The organism is Kiritimatiellales bacterium (genome assembly GCA_041656295.1).
Taxonomy (GTDB): Bacteria; Verrucomicrobiota; Kiritimatiellia; order Kiritimatiellales; family Tichowtungiaceae; genus Tichowtungia.
Genome location: JBBADV010000002.1, coordinates 182,615 through 199,797, shown reverse-complemented (window position 1 = coordinate 199,797; position 17,183 = coordinate 182,615). Strand labels below are relative to the sequence as shown.

Sequence of the window (17,183 nt, the reverse complement as noted above, 5' to 3'; positions counted from 1 at the left end):
ACTTCCTTCATCGCTCTCTCCTCTTGTTTTTCGTTTCGGGTCATTTACAGCCCGCCTCAGACTGTAAAAAATATATCCTCAATAATTTTTTTTGATATTTCTTTTTTGCTTTAGCGTTGCACTCTGGTCATTTCTCTATTTTTGGAAGAAGTACATCGTTCAATGTCGTTCCAAAACAGGCGTTGTTGAACAGAACAATTCCATTGCCGGAAATTCCCTGTGTGAAAAGGATCATTCCTTTAATTGCATTTGATTTATTGTATGAATTTTCAGTATCAAGAATCCAACCACCCATTGTTTATTCATAACAACCTCCTGTTTTTTTCTTAGATACGGTGTAATCACAATTTGATTAAACACACCTCTCCTGTGAGTGCGGCTGATTATAGTACGCGACGGAAATACCGGAATTCCTTTTTTGGTTTAGCGGTTGACTTCGAAGGTTGCGATTGAAGTTGGGAGTTTGGGGGTTTGAAGTTTGGAGGGACGCAGGCTCTGCGTCCTAAAAAATGGAGGGACATTCATTTTCCCAATGGAGGGACGGCGGTTCGCCGTCCGTGGTCGCAGGGGCCTGCGACCCTCCAAAACATAAACAATTCAACCCGTGGAGGGACATTGGCCTCAATGTCCTAAAAAATGCGACTCTCCATTTCCAACCATTCATTTAATTTCGCGATCTTAAACTTTAAAAGATCGGCTGGTTCCATTACCGTACTCGTATGAATTCTGATCGTTTACCCAATCGAACCCATCCCGTGCATTATCCTCCAATCGAACAATTCAATAAACCTGTCATTCTGTTTTTAACGGTCTGTACCGCCCGCCGCCGGAAAATCCTGGCTCAGGAGCCTGTTCACCAGGCGCTGATATCTGCCTGGAACTCTGCTGAGCAATGGCATGTTGGACGTTATGTCATCATGCCGGATCACATTCATTTGTTCTGTTCGCCGGGATGTCACAATCCGGAAAATGTTTTGTCGTGGACAACATACTGGAAACGGTTTGTCAGTCGAGCGTGTCCGGAACTGAAACCCATGTGGCAGCGCCATTGCTGGGACACTCAATTACGGCGCGACGAAAGCTATACCGAAAAATGGAATTATATTCTATATAACCCGGTGCGCGCCGGATTAACCTCCACGCCGGAAGAGTGGCCTTTCCATGGAATCATTCATCATTTGCGGTGGTGACCGATTTCCCATCCGGAGGGATATTCATTTTCCCAATGGAGGGACGGCGGCTCGCCGTCCGCGGTCGCAGAGGCCTGCGACCCTCCATTTTTTAGGACGCAGAGCCTGCGACCCTCCAAAACATGAACAATTCAACCCTTGGAGGGACGGCGGCTCGCCGTCCGCAGTCGCAGAGCCTGCGACCCTCCAAACCCCAAATTCCCAACTGCGACCTCTGCGGTTAAAACCATCTGCGTTGATCTGCGTCATCTGCGGATTTTCCAAAGCTGCGGTATGGAACTCCCAACTTCAAACCCCAAACTCCCAACCATTCGCAGTTAAAACTACGTTGCCGCCCGCAGCGTTTTTCCTTCGTTCCAGCTTGACGGAATCTGAATGCACATCGGCTGTTCCGGTATTCCGAGTTCATTGCGCATGAGCATGCCGTGAATGAGGTCAACAATGACTTTATAGGTGGTTTCGCGCGACTGGTATAATCCGGAAAGATGCATCGTATCCGGCAGTACATCAAGGCCGAGATAGCCGATATCTTCAGGGACACGAAAGCCGCCCTTTTCAAGCAGTTCAATATATTCCGCACCGGAACTTGTTACAATGACATCGGGTTTATATTTTTTCACCCAACTGAGAAATTCATCTTTCTGTTCAAGATAATCCGTATGTTTTGCGGCAAGCTTCGGAACGCGCGCGGAAAGATTCAGGGTTTCCATTGCGGCGGAAAATCCGGCGGTGTATGCATTCGGTGTTCGCGGTGTGAAAAAATATCCGGGACGATTGTAGCCGCGACCTTTCAAATGCATCATCGCATCATACACATCCTGATAGGAACTGCTCAGTACGTTATGCACAAAGTGTTCATGCAGCGATGCGGACTGCGCGACGACAGCAAAACGGTCCCAGTCAAGCGCCCATTGACGAACCTCTTCGTGATAGCCGTGAATCAACAAACCGGAAATACCGCGCGACTGCATAATACGACTCAGCGGGCGCTGTTCTTTTTCTTCGGATCTGACCACAAAATGGTCCAGCCGGTAACCCATATTCCGGCAGGCCTGTTCGAGCTGCCGGTCCCAAAGCGACGATGCTTTGTTCCGTTTCCTTAACTCCGCGCCGGACTCACTTGTCAGGAAAGCCAGCGTGCCAAGATAGGTTTCTGACGAGGTCTGCGAACGCTTATAAGCCAGCGCCTGCGCCGCCGGATCGGGCTGATAGCCCATCTGTTTGCAGATGCGCAGAATTTTTGTTTTCGTTGCTTCGCCAATGCGCGGGTGATTTTTCAATGCCAGCGAAACGGTCGTACAGGAAACGCCCGCTTTTTCAGCAATATCCATCATGCGTACCGGTTTTTGCATTTGCATATGCTAAACCGGTTCGACGGAAAAAGTCAAACTCCGGCGATGTTTAATGCTCAAGCAGATCCTGTTCAGTCAGCGAACCATCGTTCGCCGACATCCGGAATGTTTTCACTTCGAACGGCGTGAGGGTGACCTCCTCTTCGCGGTTGAACAGCGGCAGTGCAATTTTTGCGGTGCGGTTTTTTCCGGTTGGCTCAAACAGACGGATCATATAATCGTCGCCATCCTCCGCCTTTTTGAATGCCGATAATTGAACCGCCGGATCGGAAAGCCGGATGACCGGCGGAACTTTTTTTCCGGCGCCGGACGGAAAGAAGGAAAGCGTCATCGGTTTTTCATTTCGAATCAACGCTTCAGATTCAATTTGTTCTAAGCGCTCTTCCGTTTTTCCGGCGTTGATCCAGAATCTGAAACTCCGGCGCCCCTGATCGCTGCGCGGAATATATTGCGTTTGCGGTTTGGGTTTCGGGCCGGGATGATACGCATATCCCGGCGAACGCAGCAGCGTGATGCGCAGTCCGTCGCCGGAAAAATCGGCGCCGTAAACACCGTCGTTAATGCAGGTGACCGCCGTTTCGTCCGTCGCCGCCGCGACCCATTTTTGCGAAACGGTTTCCGTTCCGTCTACCGGAAGTTCGTGAACGCCGTACACTGTCTGGCCGAGAAAGCGGTGCGCGCCGGCCTGTTCAACAGGTATTTCAAGCTTCAGCATTTTATCTTTTTCAAACCAGTAGACCTGCATTTCAACTTCAATTTCCGTGCCGGTTTTCGGCAGTTTATAACGCTGGCAAATAAACGAATCGCCGTAGCGCAGCAGCGCTTCAACCACACTGCGCGCGTCGCCGTCTTCGATGATGCGGACGGAATCCAGCACCACTTCCAGGCCCGAAAACTGCGAACCTTTTTCCGGCGTCATCAACTCAAATTTTCCGGCGGTGTTGCGGAAGGATGTAACATGCATACCCCACGGATCTTCATTGTCAGCAATCACGATGGGTGCGAACGCATCCGGACGAAGAATATTTTTTCCGGCGACGGCATACCGGTCGATCAATCCGGTTTTTGTATTAATGACCACGTCGATTTCCGGCGTTTTAAAAACGATCTGCCCGTTTTCTTCACGCATCTGAATTTCAGGCTTGGCCGGAATTTCAACCGGCACACAATCGAAGCGGTTCATTCCCGGCTGAAGATCGGCGGAGAATACAACCCGTTTGCGCCACTGCACACGCACGGTACTGCTCTCTTTTTCAACCTGCGCCGGAATCTGTTTTCCGCCGGAAAAAACGTGAATGTCCGAAAATGTTTCGCCGCGGTTAACATCGGCGAGATTAAATTCGCATTCAACCGTCTGCCGGAAACTGACTGGATGCGGATTATACACTAGCACCGGAATTTCACCATCGTTCGCTTTCCGCTCGCCGGCGGACAGTGCAAAAAATGCGCGCACGCGAATGCGCGACAGAATTTCAAGCCCGTGTCCCGCCTGACGCAACGCAGCGTCTTCTGCCGGTTCAATCGCTGTGCCGGGAAGAATATCATGAAACTGCAGATTCAGCAGATCGTTCAGCGCGGCGGAAAAATCGGCACGCGGATAATCCATGAGTCCGCACAGCGCGGCGGCGGCACACATTTTTTCCGTCATGAACAGTTCGTTTTCCAACCGGCGGTATTTCTGTTTCACCTGAATCTGCGATGTGTAGCAACCGACGCCCCACGGATTCAGATCGCGCTCAAATACCGGCAGCTCATTTTTTTTCTCCGCCAGTTTCGCGAAAAACATTTCCGGCGTTGAATGCATCAGTTCAACATCATTGCGCTCTGCAATAAGTTCGTTCACATCCTGAATATCTTTGCGTGACGGCCCGCCACCGTGATTGCCGACGCCCCACAAAACCAGCAGCGGATTACGTTTCGGATTTGCGGCGATGCGCTCCTCAATTGTCTTGCGCGCTTCACCGAGCGGCGAATTATACCAGCCGCAGAAACGCGTTGCCATCACCTCCGAACCGTCAAACCCGCGCCACACAAAATCGTCTGCCGGAAGATCCAGAAAACGCGGTTCCGGACGTCCGCAGAAATAGGAATCATATCCGCTCTTCGCGAGAATCTGCACCAGCCCGCGCGAATGACCGAACGGATCAATATTCAGCGCCGTCGACGGCTCAATGCCGAAATATTTTTTGAACCAGCGTTTTCCTATGAGCACCTGCCGGACTAGCGCTTCGCCTGACGGCATATTGCAATCCGGCTGCAAGAACCAGCCGCCCATAATATGCCAGCGGCCCGCTTTGACCAGATTCTGAATGCGGACAAACAGCTCCGGCGCATACTCCTGAACCCAGCGGTAAAGCATCACTTCGTTATGATTAAAAATAAATGTGTCATTCTGCTCGCACAGCTCCGCAGCCGTACGGAATGTCGAGATCGCTTCCGCCGCGCCTTCTTCCCATTCCCACAGCCAAACCGGATCAATGTGCGCGTTGCATAATAAAAAAATCTGCTGCTTTTCCGGCATAAAAAATCCTTTCTGAAACGCCGGAAACTCTAGCGCGTGACGGTGTAAATGAAATCCGAATTTCAGTTTAGCGCTACACACACACAACGGCGGCTGAATGATTTCAACCGCCGTTTTAATTTTTCAGGGTTACAGTTCTTCGTCGAAGCACACCGAAACTTTGCCGCATTTTCCGGAAGCCATCAATGCATAAGCTTCCGAAGCTTTTTCGAGCGGAAAGCGGTGTGTGATTAAATCGGCGGGGTGAATGTTCCAGCGGACAAGGCGCTCAACAAGTTCTTCCATGCGCCACATGTTTGTCACCCATGAACCATAGAGCGTTTTCTGGTCATGAATCATGTCACGGCTCGGCGCGAAATCCGGGCTCATCAAACCGCCTTCACCGATCAACACTGTTTTTCCCCATTTGCGCGTCGCCTGAACCGCCGTTAAACGTGCGTGCATATTGGCGGAACATTCCACCGCTTTTTCAACGCCGTGTCCGCCGGTCAGCGCGTTCACTTCGTCAACATTTCCGGCGCCGGATTTCAACACATGATCAAACAGTTTGATGCCGCTGCCGTTGCGAAGCTCCAGTGTTTCAGCAATTTTAATGCGCTCGTCGAGCGCTTCAATGCCGATAATATTCTGCGCACCCATCGCGCGGCAAAGCATCGCGGCGGCGAGTCCGACCGGACCGAGCCCGGTAATTAAAACCGCATCGTTACCGCTGATACCGATTTTTTCGAGTCCCTCATAGACCGTACCGAAACCGCACGCAACCTGTGCGCCGTCGGCATAACTCAATTCCGGCGGCAACATCACAAGGTCTTTTTCTTCGGCGACAATGTACGGAGCCATGCCGCCGTGCCGCTGCCAGCCGTACGCTTTGCGATACTTTTCGCTCGTGCATGAAATCATATAACCGCGCCGGCAGTCGTTGCAGATTCCGCAACCGGAAATGTGATAGATCACCACACGTTCGCCGGTTTTAAAATGGCGCACGCCCGGTCCGCACTGCACAATCTGTCCGCTCGGTTCATGTCCGGCGATCATACCCGGCTGATATCCTTCCGGCCCTTTACCGAGATGTTCGTGATAGATGCAGCGAATGTCCGAACCGCAAATTGTCGACGCTTTGGTTTTCACCAGCACTTCGCCGTGTTTCAGTTCCGGAATTTCGTACTCTTTAAATTCAACCGTGCTGTTACCCGGCAGATATGCGCCGGTCATTGTTTTCGGAACCGCTGTCATAATTATTTTCTCCTGTTTATTGTTTAGAACGTTTTAACCGTCAAGACGCCAAGGCCGGCGTTGCAGATTTCCGATTGTCGATTTACGATTTTTTCCAATGCCTCGTGCCTACTGCGTATTCCCTAATTTAATTTTTTGTGTTTTTCGTGGCGATTATTCCGTTTTTTCAGCATCTAATTTATTGCTTAATTACACCATCTAAATCCCATAAATCTTTCCAATCCTGATTTCGCTTCCAGCAGAAAACCTGACCTTTAATCAGCCGGCAGCCGCGATCGATCTTTTTAATCGCCGCCATTTCATCCGCGCTCAGCGGATCGTTCACCACTGCATTCAAATTGCCGAAAAGCTGCGGCCGTTTTACGGCGAACGGAATTGGAATCTGACCGTGCTGCTGCGCCCACTTAATACAAATGACCGCCGGATGAACATTATGATTTTTTGCAATGTCAACAATCACCGGATCATCAACATCCGCTGTATCCTCCGGCGTACGGTCACGTTCCGGCCGCGACGGCGATCCGACGGGGCAGAAACCGACCGGTTGAATTTTTTCGTTCACCAGAAAATTAAACAGCTCCGGCTGCTGGAAATGTGGATGCAGCTCCATTTCATTCACCGCTGGACGAATCCGGCAGTCGCGCAGCAGCAGTTTCATTTTCGGCACCGTCATGTTCGATGTACCGATATTGCGCACCAGTCCTTCATTAACCAGCCGCTCCATCTGCGTCCATGTTTTCATATAATTTTCATGAATATACGGCTTCGCGTTGTCATCGTGAAAATCCACCGAACAGCCTTTTGGATGAAAATTCGGAAATGGCCAGTGCACCAGAAACAGATCGAAATAATCCAGCTGTAAATCACTCAACGATTTTTTACACGACCGAATCACATCACCGTCGCCGTGCATATCGTTCCAGACTTTCGACGTCACCCAAAGTTCTTCGCGTGCAACGCCGGATTTCACCACTGTTTTCAGCGCTGTACCGATTTCCGCTTCGTTGCCGTAAACCGAGGCGCAGTCAAAATGTCGGTAACCGATTTCTGCCGCCACAATTACCGCCGCCGCAATCGTCGCACTATCATATTTATCTGACCCGAACGTACCCATTCCAACCGCCGGCATCACGCTGCCGTTCGCCAGCGTCCGCGCCGGCACGCGCGCCGGATCAACCGTTTTGTCAATTCCCATAATTCAAATTCCTTTCTACGCTGTTTATGTTTTTAACTACGAATTAACACTAACCGGCACTAATAATTAACGGTTATAATTTTTTCTTTTCTTCGTTTTCTCTGCGTCTCTGCGTGAAAAATATTCGTGTCCGGTCGTGATTAAAAATCATTCTGCTGTTCTAAAGATACTCCAATCACCGGAATTTAAAAATAGATGACATTGACCTGATAATGGATATTATTGACTTTATAAATTCCGGCGGCAGACTGCGAAAAATGCAAAAATCTCCATCATTTATTTCAAAACAGGTTTCCTCCCGTGAATATTACTATCTTAATTTGACCCCCCAAAAAAACGACAGAGAAACCGTTGTCTGCGGCGGACGTGAACAATGTGCGCCGGATTACCGCGTTGAACGCAGCCGTTTTAAATTCTGTTCGCTCGAATTTGTCTCCGCTGGAAAAGGAATATTAACGCTGCATAAAAAAACCTGGCCGCTGCGTCCCGGCGCAATTTATTTCTACGGATCGCACACTCCGCACTGCATCGAAACCGATTCGTCTGCGCCGATGATCAAACACTTCGTTGATTTTTCTGGCAGCGGATTAACTGCTCTTGTAAAACGCACCGGACTTTATAAAACACCTATTTACACGACCAACATTCTGCGCGTCCGTACACTCTTCAACATGTTGTTGAAAACCGGCGTGACCGAAAGCCGGCACCGCGACGAACTTTGCGTGCTGCTGTTAAAACAGCTTCTGCTTTACGCCGACGAAACCGCGATGCCGCAGCAGGAAGCTTTTTCGCAGGCGCGTCAAACTTTTCAGCAATGCCGGTTATATATTGAACAAAACTTTCAAACGCTCACCGGCATTGAACAGATTGCAACCGCCTGCCATATAGACAAGGCTTATCTTTGCCGACTTTTCAAACGCTATGCCGATGAAACACCATTGCAGTTTTTAACACGCCTCAAAATGAACCGTGCCGCCGCCCTGCTTTTGCGCCCTGAAGTTTTAATCAAGCAAGTTGCTGAAAAATCAGGATATTCCGACCCGTGCCATTTTTCCCGCGTCTTTAAACGTATCTACGATATTCCGCCCGAAACATTCATTCAAACCGCGCGCCGGACGTAATCATTGCCGATGCGATTTATGGCCAGTGAATCGTCGCCGTTTCAAGCATGCCAGACGAATCGATGCGAAGTTCAGCACATCGTCGGTAACAGCAAACGGAACCGTTTCGCCGGAGCTGAGCTTTACAACATCCGCCGGAAACTGTTTAAAACACGAGCGAACAAGACACTTGAACACTTTTTTGTGCGGCGGCTGAATCGCCGCTTCAAATTGTGCTACGCTCCAAATCATACAGCCTGGCCGAATGATTTTTTAATAATCACCAGTGCACCGGAATTTTTTCTGCCGGCGAAACGGTTTACGACAATGACTTCACGGCAATCGGCGATGTTTAAATTTTGAGCAGATAAACCTGCGCTGAAAATTCGCCGTTCAGCTTAACAGAAAATTTTCCGGCAGAAATTTCCGGCGTCGCCGGTACGTGTGAAAATTCTTTTTCCACGCGCCAGTTTCCGGCGGCGAGCGGCAGTTCAATTTTTTCCGGCGGCTGTGCGAATGAATGAATGACAACCAGCGCGGATTTTTTATCAGCGCCATACCGCATGTTTGCCTGCCAGCCTTTCGGATGTATGTAGCTCACGGGACGGTCGCCAAAAAATTCAGTGCGTCCGGTTTTAATTACCGGCGCAGCAGCCTGATAAAATTCGAGCGCTTCTTGTACCACCTTTATCTGATCCTCCGACAACTCATGAATTTCGCCGGACAAACAAAGTCGCCCGAGAAATCCGGCGGCGAGAGAATAGACCAGCCGCTGCACAGAATCTGTCCGGCGAAGTACCGCCCAAATCTGACTTTGCCGCGGCGGAATCAGCAGTTGCAGACTGGAGCCGATGATCGGAATTTCTTCACCTTCATGCGCATCGGAGAACGATCCTATCGACGCAAGCTGCATCATAGACGGCTCAAGCCGGTGTCCGCCGGACGAACAGTTTTCAATGACTAAATCCGGAATTTCTTCGCGCAGACTGCGGAAAAATTTCTGCACACCAAGCAGATGCTGTCGCAATCCTTCACCCAGCGAATCAGGATCATCGCAGCCCATTCCGATTGAATCATTATAATCGACCTTCAAATAACGAAATCCGCTGTCACGCAACTGCTTCGTCACTTTTTCAAACAGATAATCATGCACCCACGGATCACGGAAATCCCAATAGCGGCGCGTTCCTGACTGAAATACTTTTCCGTCGCGCCACAGCTGATGCGCTGTTTCATCCCATGCTTTCGCGCCTTCATTGCACACTTCGAACTCAAACCAGATACCGGGAATAAAACCGCGTTCTTTCAGCGCATCGGCCACCGGCTTCAGCCCGCCGGGAAATGTCTCTCCATTTACAACCCAGTCGCCGTTCGCCTGCATAACGGTGCCGGCAGGACGAACCGCCCAGCCGTCGTCAATTACACAATATTTTACCGGCAGGCCTTTTAACCGGTCAGCCACCGCGATCACATTATCGTACGAAGGTTTTCCCCACGACGTACACCATTCGTTAAAAATCACCGGCATATCCTCTTCGCTTTCAACCGGCGGAACGCGCGTTTCTTCGAGTGTTAAAAAGCGCTGGCACAAATCGGTAAAGCTGCCTTTCAAACAGGAAAGCATTGCCGCCGGACTCGTCAGCGTTTCACCGGGCGCGAGCGTTTTTGTCCAATGGCCGAATTCGCGGTCGGCATGTCCGCCGGTCAGCGTCAGCGTATCGCCGCGGCGGATCGCCTCCATTTGCCACGAACCGGCCCACGCCAGCTTCGCGCCCCAGACAACGCCGGCGTTTGTATCTTCCGCGCCGATGAACGGGAAAAATTTCCGCACCGGCATGGAACCGACCTGACCGAACCGCTCCGAACGCATTCCATGCGTCAGCCACGTCCGTTCCAGATGCAGCTCTTCAAGGGAACAGATTTCGTGCCGGCCTTCGGCGCACCACCACGAGCGGAAACGATGCAGCTTCAACCGTTCCGGCGCGCCGGTTTCGGCATACGGCGTGATGCCGCTTAACACGAACGACGAAAGCAGCTCCAGCGTCAGCGGTTCACCGGATTCATTTTTTACTTCGTTGAACATTTCCACCGCCGGCAGGCCGTCCTGATAAAGCAAATGACTGATACACCGCAGTCCGCGCGGATGCATAAAAACCGTTTGAATATCTCTGCCGCCGGAATGTTCCGCCACAACCTGTTCCGTAAATTGAAGCGCTTCGGTGCTGCAACTGTCGAACATTGAAACGCCGCCGCCGAAACCGTCGCGGGAAATTTCGTCGATCAATTTAATCTGCAACAGATTATCGCGCGTGAACTGCGCCGGAACCTTCCAATTCAACGCTTTTGAAATGCCGTCCACCGCGACGCCGCTCATAAATTCACGGTGCTGTCTAACATCGCCGGCAGTCTGCGCCGGAATTAATTCAAACTGCATTCCGTTCATGCCTTCGTGCCCTATAAAGCGTGCCAGCATATCGCCAAGCTGATATTCTGAAATCCGATTGCCGCTCATCTTATCTCCAAATTTTAAAAATCCATTCCGCCTATCCGATTGTTGCAAGCTGTGCTGTTTTATCCTTTTCATCCATCGGGCCTGGAATCCAGTCGTTAAATAATTCCGGTGCCGGATGTTCATCGAAACCGCCGGAAATCAGTTTTTCCGGCCAGCCGGTGCGGTCGAGAAAACAGACAATCTGATGCGCCGCATCGTAAATCCGCGTCGATGCCGCCGTTTCGAAATATTCTTTCAGTTCGCTGATATCAATTCCGGCGCCGGAAATTTTTTCGAGCACATGATTCATCAACGCCGATGCGCGGGCGAGACTGTAATTCGGATTAAACCGCAGATGCGCCGGACTCGCCGGCCAGATTCCTTTCGCGGCAAGCAGCTGTACCACCTCAAAGCCCGGATGATCCAGCGGCAGATCTTCGAACCAGAAAAGCGTAAAACCGGCGCGCAAAAGCCGCCGCTGAAAATCAAAAAGATCGCTTCCTTTTAAATACGGGTGCACCGGGGTTTTTTCTAAACAATACGCCGCGAGTTCACCGGCGGCCTCGCCGATATTCCATTCAAGCGCATGCAAACGGTACGCGCCATTGGTGATTTGCGTGACACCGATTCCTTTGGCGGCGACGGCAAAATTATCCAGTTCCTCCGTGACCAGCGCGCCGAGCGGAATCTGATACGGCCGCGCCATTTGGCTGATTCCGGTTGCGCCGTTGCGCCGGTGCAGATCAATCAGAAAACAGCCGACGCCGACAGAATCATCAAACAATTTTGCGCGCGCGCCTTTTTGACACGCGGTGGAAATATCCTGTTCGATAATTGTCCGGCAGGCTTTCAACCGCCGGCCTTCGCGCACATACGGTCCCATCGCAACGCCGTCCGGCGTGCCGGTGGATTCCGGCAGCGGGCGCAGTTCCGGCCAGCCGGAACCGCCGCCGTCATCGCGCGGCGCTTCGGTTTGCAGCCAATACATGTAGGCAAGCGACAGGCCGCGCGCGTCGTTTAAAATCCGGCGTTTTTCTTCCGGCGGTTTGCCGACAAAATTTTCGTAGCAGTAATCGTTGCCGACAACGTTGAAAATGGTTTTGCTGTTCGGCGCATCGCCGCCGGAAAACAGTTCGGCGCGCACAGTTGACCGGTAATAGAACGCCGGTTTAATGCGGATTCCGCCGCGTCCGGTTTTTACGCGGAACATCAGTGCCGGATCGCCGGGACGCGCACCGGGCGCACCGAGTAGAAATTCATGTCCGTGAATTTTTTTCCAGCGGTCGTAGTCCGGCGGCGGCGGAATGGTAAAGTTTCCGCCGGGCACATATTCCATCGCAAAACAATATGTATAACTTTGCAGTGAATCGGAATCCGCTTTTTCCGGCGCGTGCGGTTCGTCGAACTCCGCTTTGCTTTCAGTGCCCTGCCGGAATCCGATATTTAACAGCGGATAAAGCTCGCCGGTTTCATCGCCGGAGAGAAAAAATTTTGCGCGCACCGTTACCGCGTCGCCGGAGTTTCCGGCGCAGGTGACGGACGTGATTGCTTTTCCGCTGCGCTCTGCGGACTGCGGTACAACGCCGGTAAAAATTTTTAAGTTTCCGGCATTCAGCGCGTCCTGAAATCCGTTCATGATAATTTCGTGCGCGACATGCGGTTCGGCGGCGATGCTGGTTGTTCCGCCGCCGGGATTAAAATGAAGTTGCGCCGCGCCGAATTTTGAAAGCTGATATTTCGATTTATAATAGTCGCGAATGCGGTCGCGAAATTCGAAATAGCGGCGCGTTGATCCGCCGGATTCAAATACCGGATCGTGATATTCATCCGGCACGCACAGCGCCTGACTCGTCGCCTGTCCGCCGATCCACGGGAATTCTTCTGTCATCACCACAGTTAAGCCGCGTTCTAATAATGCCTGCGCCGCCGCAATTGCGCCGAAGCCGCTGCCGATAATTGCAACATCGGCGGAAACTGTTTGTTCGTTTGTTTTCATGATATGTATCCTGATATCGAATAAATTTACTTAATCGTTGTTAAACCGCGGATAGCACGGATACAAACGGATTTTCAAAAGAGAATCCTATCAGAAATATTTTCCTCTTCATCCGTGTAATCCGTGGTTAAAAAAATTTATTGAATGTGCGGCTGCACAAGTTGTTGAATTTTCGATACGGTTTCTTTCCGCGTTTTTCCGGCGTCTGTCAGCAGCCATGTTTCGCCGGTTTGGAATGATTCGCCGAGGCGCAGTGAATACGTCGGGCTGGTGATTTCGAGTTCGTAAAACGGCATGAGGCGCGGAAATGAAAACGCCTGCAGATTGCTGCGATCATAATACGGCAGGTTTTGAATTTCCGGCGCGATCAGAACGAATGCGGTTTGATCCACAGCATAGGCAATCCACCGCCCGAATGTTCCGGCTTTCAGCGGTTCCTGCCGGTCGTCATAATGAAAACGATAAACGCGTCCATCGTGAAACGATTCCATATACGGCGCGAGTCCGCCGGGAATGCGCAGGAAATTATGATACGGCGGCGGAATATGCGGACGGCTTTCCATAAACACATCGCCGCCGAGCGGAACCTGCGCAATGCTCCACAAATGCACCGGAAACGGATTTTCTTTCGTGCGCGTCATGGAAAAATCAATTTTCATTTCGGCACGTTCGGCGTGCACTTGAATTTTCCAGCCAACCTCTACGCCGAGATCCGGCGAAAATGTTTGCAGCTGAATATGCAGTTCACTTTTTTCCAAAACTGTCCACGCGCCGCCGTCCGTTGCCGGATCCGGGCGGTGCACTTGCCGGATCTGTTCCCAAAGGCCTTCAGGTGAAATCAGAATCCGCAATCCGCCATAGAATGGAAGATCGGGGTCGATGGACAGCGGATCATCCGCCACCCACAGCAGATTTTTTTCTCCGGCGCGCCGGAATGAGATGATGCGTCCGATGTCTGGACGAATAACGGCTTCGATTGCGCCGTTATCGAGAATAATTTCTTCTGAAAAAATTTTCGTATTCATAATTAATAATAAAAAAATTAGAACGGGTTTTAACCGCGAATGAACGCGAATAGGCGCGAATGCATTTCGTGTATTAAAATCATCGGTGTCATCGTTTTTAATATTCGCGTTCATTAGCGTTAATTCGCGGTTGAGATGATTATTTTAAAAATTCCGGCGGCAGCATTTTTTCTGCGCGCACTGTGTCCATAATCAGTTTTGCCAGCCACTCGGCGCCGGTTTTTGAAAAGTGGGAACGATCGCCGGTATCAAATAAAAATTCGGTGCCGTCGTCGCCGAGCCGCTGCATTTCTTCACCGGTCATGGTGTACAGATCGACCACCGGTACATTTTTTTCGGCGGCGACGGCTTTCATGGCATCGCAATACGGCTGAAGGTCGCTTTTAATGGTGCCATCATCTCTATAGGTTCGCCGGCGCGGCGGCGTGATGAAAATCAGACGGCCGGATTTTCCGGCGACTTCATCAGCATATTTGCGCAGATAATCTTTATAGTCCGTTTCCGGATTCGTTCCCTTCTCTTCGTTGATTTTCTGATCGTTGTGGCCGAACTGAACAAAAACCACATCACCGGGCTGAACGCAACTGATCAAATCGTTCCAGCGTCCTTCGGTGATAAATGATTTTGTACTCCGTCCACCTTTAGCGAGATTGATGACTTCGGTGCCGGATTTAAAATAAACACCGATGAAATCGCCCCAACCGCATTTCGGCGCGTTGTTCGCAACAGTGGAATCGCCGGCAACAAGAACTTTAAATTCCGCCGGTGCGGTTGCTGCAAAAAACAGAGTCAGTAATAAGCCGTTAATTGTTTTCTTCATTCAATTTTCCTTTTTATAAAATTTTTCAATGCTTAATTTTCCAACCGCCAAGACGCCAGGAAGACATTGCCGATTTACGATTGCCGATTGATGATTTTTCCTGATGCCTCGTGCCTGATGCCTATTCCCTTTTCGTATTTTTAACCGCCAAGTCGCCAAGGATTTTTTTAACCACAGAGATCACAGAGGCACGGAAGCTAAATTCTCTGTGCCTTTGTACCTCTGTGCCTTTGTACCTCTGTGCCTTTGTGCCTTTCTTCGCCTAATGCCTGTCATCCTGTTAATCCTGTCAAAAAACATCATTCATTTAATTCACTGAACCATCGTCGCCGGCATTTCCCCTGTCCTGTTTCAGCAGACGGAACATAATAACTAAATCGCGGGTGCCGCCGGCAATAAACCAGATGACAACCAATACAGAAATTGATGTGAGCGTAATCGTTACAATATACCAGAATGCCGTCCACGTATCTTCTGAAAGTTTCATCGACATATTCAGCGATGTTCCAACCATCAGCAGAACACACCAAAGTATTGTGTAGCCTGTTGTTCCCGACGCAATAATTTTGTCGGTTAAACTGTATTCTTTATTGATGCCGAGAATGCGCCAGATCAGCGCCGGGCGGGCGTGCAGTGCGGTCTGATCGTCAGCAATCGCGTATTCACCGCGATGCAGCATTTCATCCATGTTGTGAGGCTGTTTATAGGTGATGAACGAAACGAGCACATATGCCGCCACGCAAAGGGCTGATGTAACAAATGATGCCTGCATGCCGTTCAACGGAAATGCCGGAGCGAGCGATGTCAGCCCCGGAATATCTGTCCACCACGTTCGCAGGATCACGCTGGCCAGAGCCAGAACAAAGCCGGTAATCATGGCCGTCCACGCGCCGGCGGCTGTGCCGCGTTTCCAGTAAAGTCCGCCGATAATCACTGCGCCGGCACCGCCCATAAAAATGGTTCCGGTAATCTGCCAGTACATGAAAATAAAATCATTCAGCGGAAACACCATACTGAACAGAATTGCAAAAACAGCGGTCCCTATTACAGAAAAACGAAGCCATTTCAAATGCTGCCGCGGCGTCAGTTTTCTCTTTTTAAACGGCAAAAGCACATCCTGCACAAAAATACTGCCCCAGGAGTGAAGATAGGTGTCATCCGTAGCAACGGCCGCCGCGATAACCAGCGCCACAAACAGGCCGATCATTCCAGCCGGCAGAAAATGCGCGAGCATCAGCGGTGTGCGCATCTGCACCTGCACCTGAGGATCAGAAATGGCATCCAGTGCTGACTGGATAACACCTGCATCCGCAGCAAATGATACATGATGAAACACTGCAAAGGCGGCAATCGGCGCAAGGACAAGCCCGAAGCCGGCAACCACTGAACGCCACATCCCCAGAATTCCGGCCATTTTCGCTTCATGCGGATTGCGCGCCGATGAATAATAGCCCTGCGAGCCCTGCCACGCCATGAAGGTGTAAAAATTCAGAATGCCGAGCATGATAAAAAACTGAAGTGAAAAATCTTTAATCTCGGACTGACTGTATGGATTGAGCATCGACTTCCCTGCCGGCATCGCCTTCAACGCCTCCATAATCGTCGACCACTCAAAGCTGATGAGCAGAAAAATGGTAATTCCGATCATCACAACCAGCGCGAACTGTCCTTGAATAAAATCGGTCACCAGCAATGCAATCTGTCCGCCGGTTAATGCCAGATAAAGCGCAATGCCGACGACGAAAATCATCACCAGCGGAAAAGTGGGCAGACTCAGCCCGAAGAGCAGGATTTTGTCCGGCAGGCCGCACAGATGAATCAGCAGACGTGCGGTGACGCCGGGAAAAATGCCGTAATTAATAAGTCCGGAAAACCAGCAGATGATGCCGGAAAAAACGCGAAATCCCCGGCTGTAACGCATTTCAAAAAACTGTGCCATTGTCAGTGCGCGCGTTTCGCGGAAACGGTATGCAATGAATCCGGTTACGGCGATAATCAGCGTAACAGGCATAACGATCCGTTCCCACCAGTATGCCGGAAATCCGGCGCGATAAAATTTTTCATACGCCGCTACAAAAAGCGCCGCGCTCGTGCCGGACATCCCCTGCGCAACCGTCAGCAAATAACGCCCGGCACAACGGTTTGCTGAAAGATAATCGGCAACGCCGCGAACATATCGTTTAGTAAATGAACCGGTCGCCAGAACCACCGCAATTAAGCCAAGAATAATTCCCCAGTCAATCCACTGCATATTCATTCA

At 50.7% G+C, this 17,183-nt stretch carries 13 protein-coding genes; 2 read left to right on the top strand and 11 right to left on the bottom strand.

Annotation, left to right across the window (positions count from 1 at the left end):
• Nucleotides 1-127 precede the first annotated feature (127 nt).
• Nucleotides 128-295, bottom strand: coding sequence for a hypothetical protein (locus WC959_02095; GenBank protein ID MFA5687934.1), 168 nt, complete (start codon nucleotides 293-295; stop codon nucleotides 128-130).
• A gap of 424 nt (nucleotides 296-719) precedes the next feature.
• Here WC959_02095 and WC959_02090 point away from each other — a divergent pair, with 424 nt between their 5' ends.
• Complete coding sequence (locus WC959_02090; protein ID MFA5687933.1) at nucleotides 720-1,190, top strand: transposase; 471 nt, start codon at nucleotides 720-722, stop codon at nucleotides 1,188-1,190.
• Between the two features lie 323 nt (nucleotides 1,191-1,513).
• Here WC959_02090 and WC959_02085 read toward each other — a convergent pair whose 3' ends face one another.
• The 4 genes from WC959_02085 to WC959_02070 all read right to left on the bottom strand — a co-directional run bounded on the left by WC959_02085 (nucleotide 1,514) and on the right by WC959_02070 (nucleotide 7,491).
• Nucleotides 1,514-2,548 carry a LacI family DNA-binding transcriptional regulator gene (locus WC959_02085; protein ID MFA5687932.1) on the bottom strand — a complete coding sequence of 345 codons (1,035 nt, stop codon included), beginning with the start codon at nucleotides 2,546-2,548 and terminating at the stop codon, nucleotides 1,514-1,516.
• Nucleotides 2,549-2,591: 43 nt separating this feature from the next.
• On the bottom strand, nucleotides 2,592-5,063 hold the full coding sequence (locus WC959_02080; protein ID MFA5687931.1) for a glycoside hydrolase family 38 C-terminal domain-containing protein: 2,472 nt from the start codon (nucleotides 5,061-5,063) through the stop codon (nucleotides 2,592-2,594).
• A gap of 129 nt (nucleotides 5,064-5,192) precedes the next feature.
• A complete protein-coding gene (locus WC959_02075; protein ID MFA5687930.1) occupies nucleotides 5,193-6,296 on the bottom strand; it encodes a zinc-binding dehydrogenase in 1,104 nt (367 codons plus the stop codon).
• A 178-nt stretch (nucleotides 6,297-6,474) separates the two neighbouring features.
• Entirely contained in the window at nucleotides 6,475-7,491 is a 1,017-nt protein-coding gene (locus WC959_02070; GenBank protein ID MFA5687929.1) for an aldo/keto reductase, read from the bottom strand.
• Between the two features lie 212 nt (nucleotides 7,492-7,703).
• Between WC959_02070 and WC959_02065 the strand changes: the two genes are divergently transcribed.
• The gene (locus WC959_02065) at nucleotides 7,704-8,612 is read left to right on the top strand and encodes an AraC family transcriptional regulator (protein ID MFA5687928.1); all 909 of its coding nucleotides are present in this window, start codon (nucleotides 7,704-7,706) and stop codon (nucleotides 8,610-8,612) included.
• Here the strand turns inward: WC959_02065 and WC959_02060 are convergent, their stop codons facing one another.
• The 6 genes from WC959_02060 to WC959_02035 all read right to left on the bottom strand — a co-directional run bounded on the left by WC959_02060 (nucleotide 8,613) and on the right by WC959_02035 (nucleotide 17,180).
• A complete protein-coding gene (locus WC959_02060; GenBank protein ID MFA5687927.1) occupies nucleotides 8,613-8,843 on the bottom strand; it encodes a hypothetical protein in 231 nt (76 codons plus the stop codon). It lies immediately after the preceding gene.
• Between the two features lie 100 nt (nucleotides 8,844-8,943).
• Nucleotides 8,944-11,103: a glycoside hydrolase family 36 protein gene (locus WC959_02055; protein MFA5687926.1), complete on the bottom strand. Its 2,160-nt coding sequence runs from the start codon at nucleotides 11,101-11,103 to the stop codon at nucleotides 8,944-8,946.
• Between the two features lie 31 nt (nucleotides 11,104-11,134).
• A complete protein-coding gene (locus WC959_02050; GenBank protein ID MFA5687925.1) occupies nucleotides 11,135-13,078 on the bottom strand; it encodes an FAD-dependent oxidoreductase in 1,944 nt (647 codons plus the stop codon).
• A 137-nt stretch (nucleotides 13,079-13,215) separates the two neighbouring features.
• Nucleotides 13,216-14,103, bottom strand: coding sequence for a hypothetical protein (locus WC959_02045; protein MFA5687924.1), 888 nt, complete (start codon nucleotides 14,101-14,103; stop codon nucleotides 13,216-13,218).
• A gap of 139 nt (nucleotides 14,104-14,242) precedes the next feature.
• Complete coding sequence (locus WC959_02040) at nucleotides 14,243-14,923, bottom strand: rhamnogalacturonan acetylesterase (protein MFA5687923.1); 681 nt, start codon at nucleotides 14,921-14,923, stop codon at nucleotides 14,243-14,245.
• A 307-nt stretch (nucleotides 14,924-15,230) separates the two neighbouring features.
• Nucleotides 15,231-17,180 carry a hypothetical protein gene (locus WC959_02035; protein ID MFA5687922.1) on the bottom strand — a complete coding sequence of 650 codons (1,950 nt, stop codon included), beginning with the start codon at nucleotides 17,178-17,180 and terminating at the stop codon, nucleotides 15,231-15,233.
• Nucleotides 17,181-17,183 lie beyond the last annotated feature (3 nt).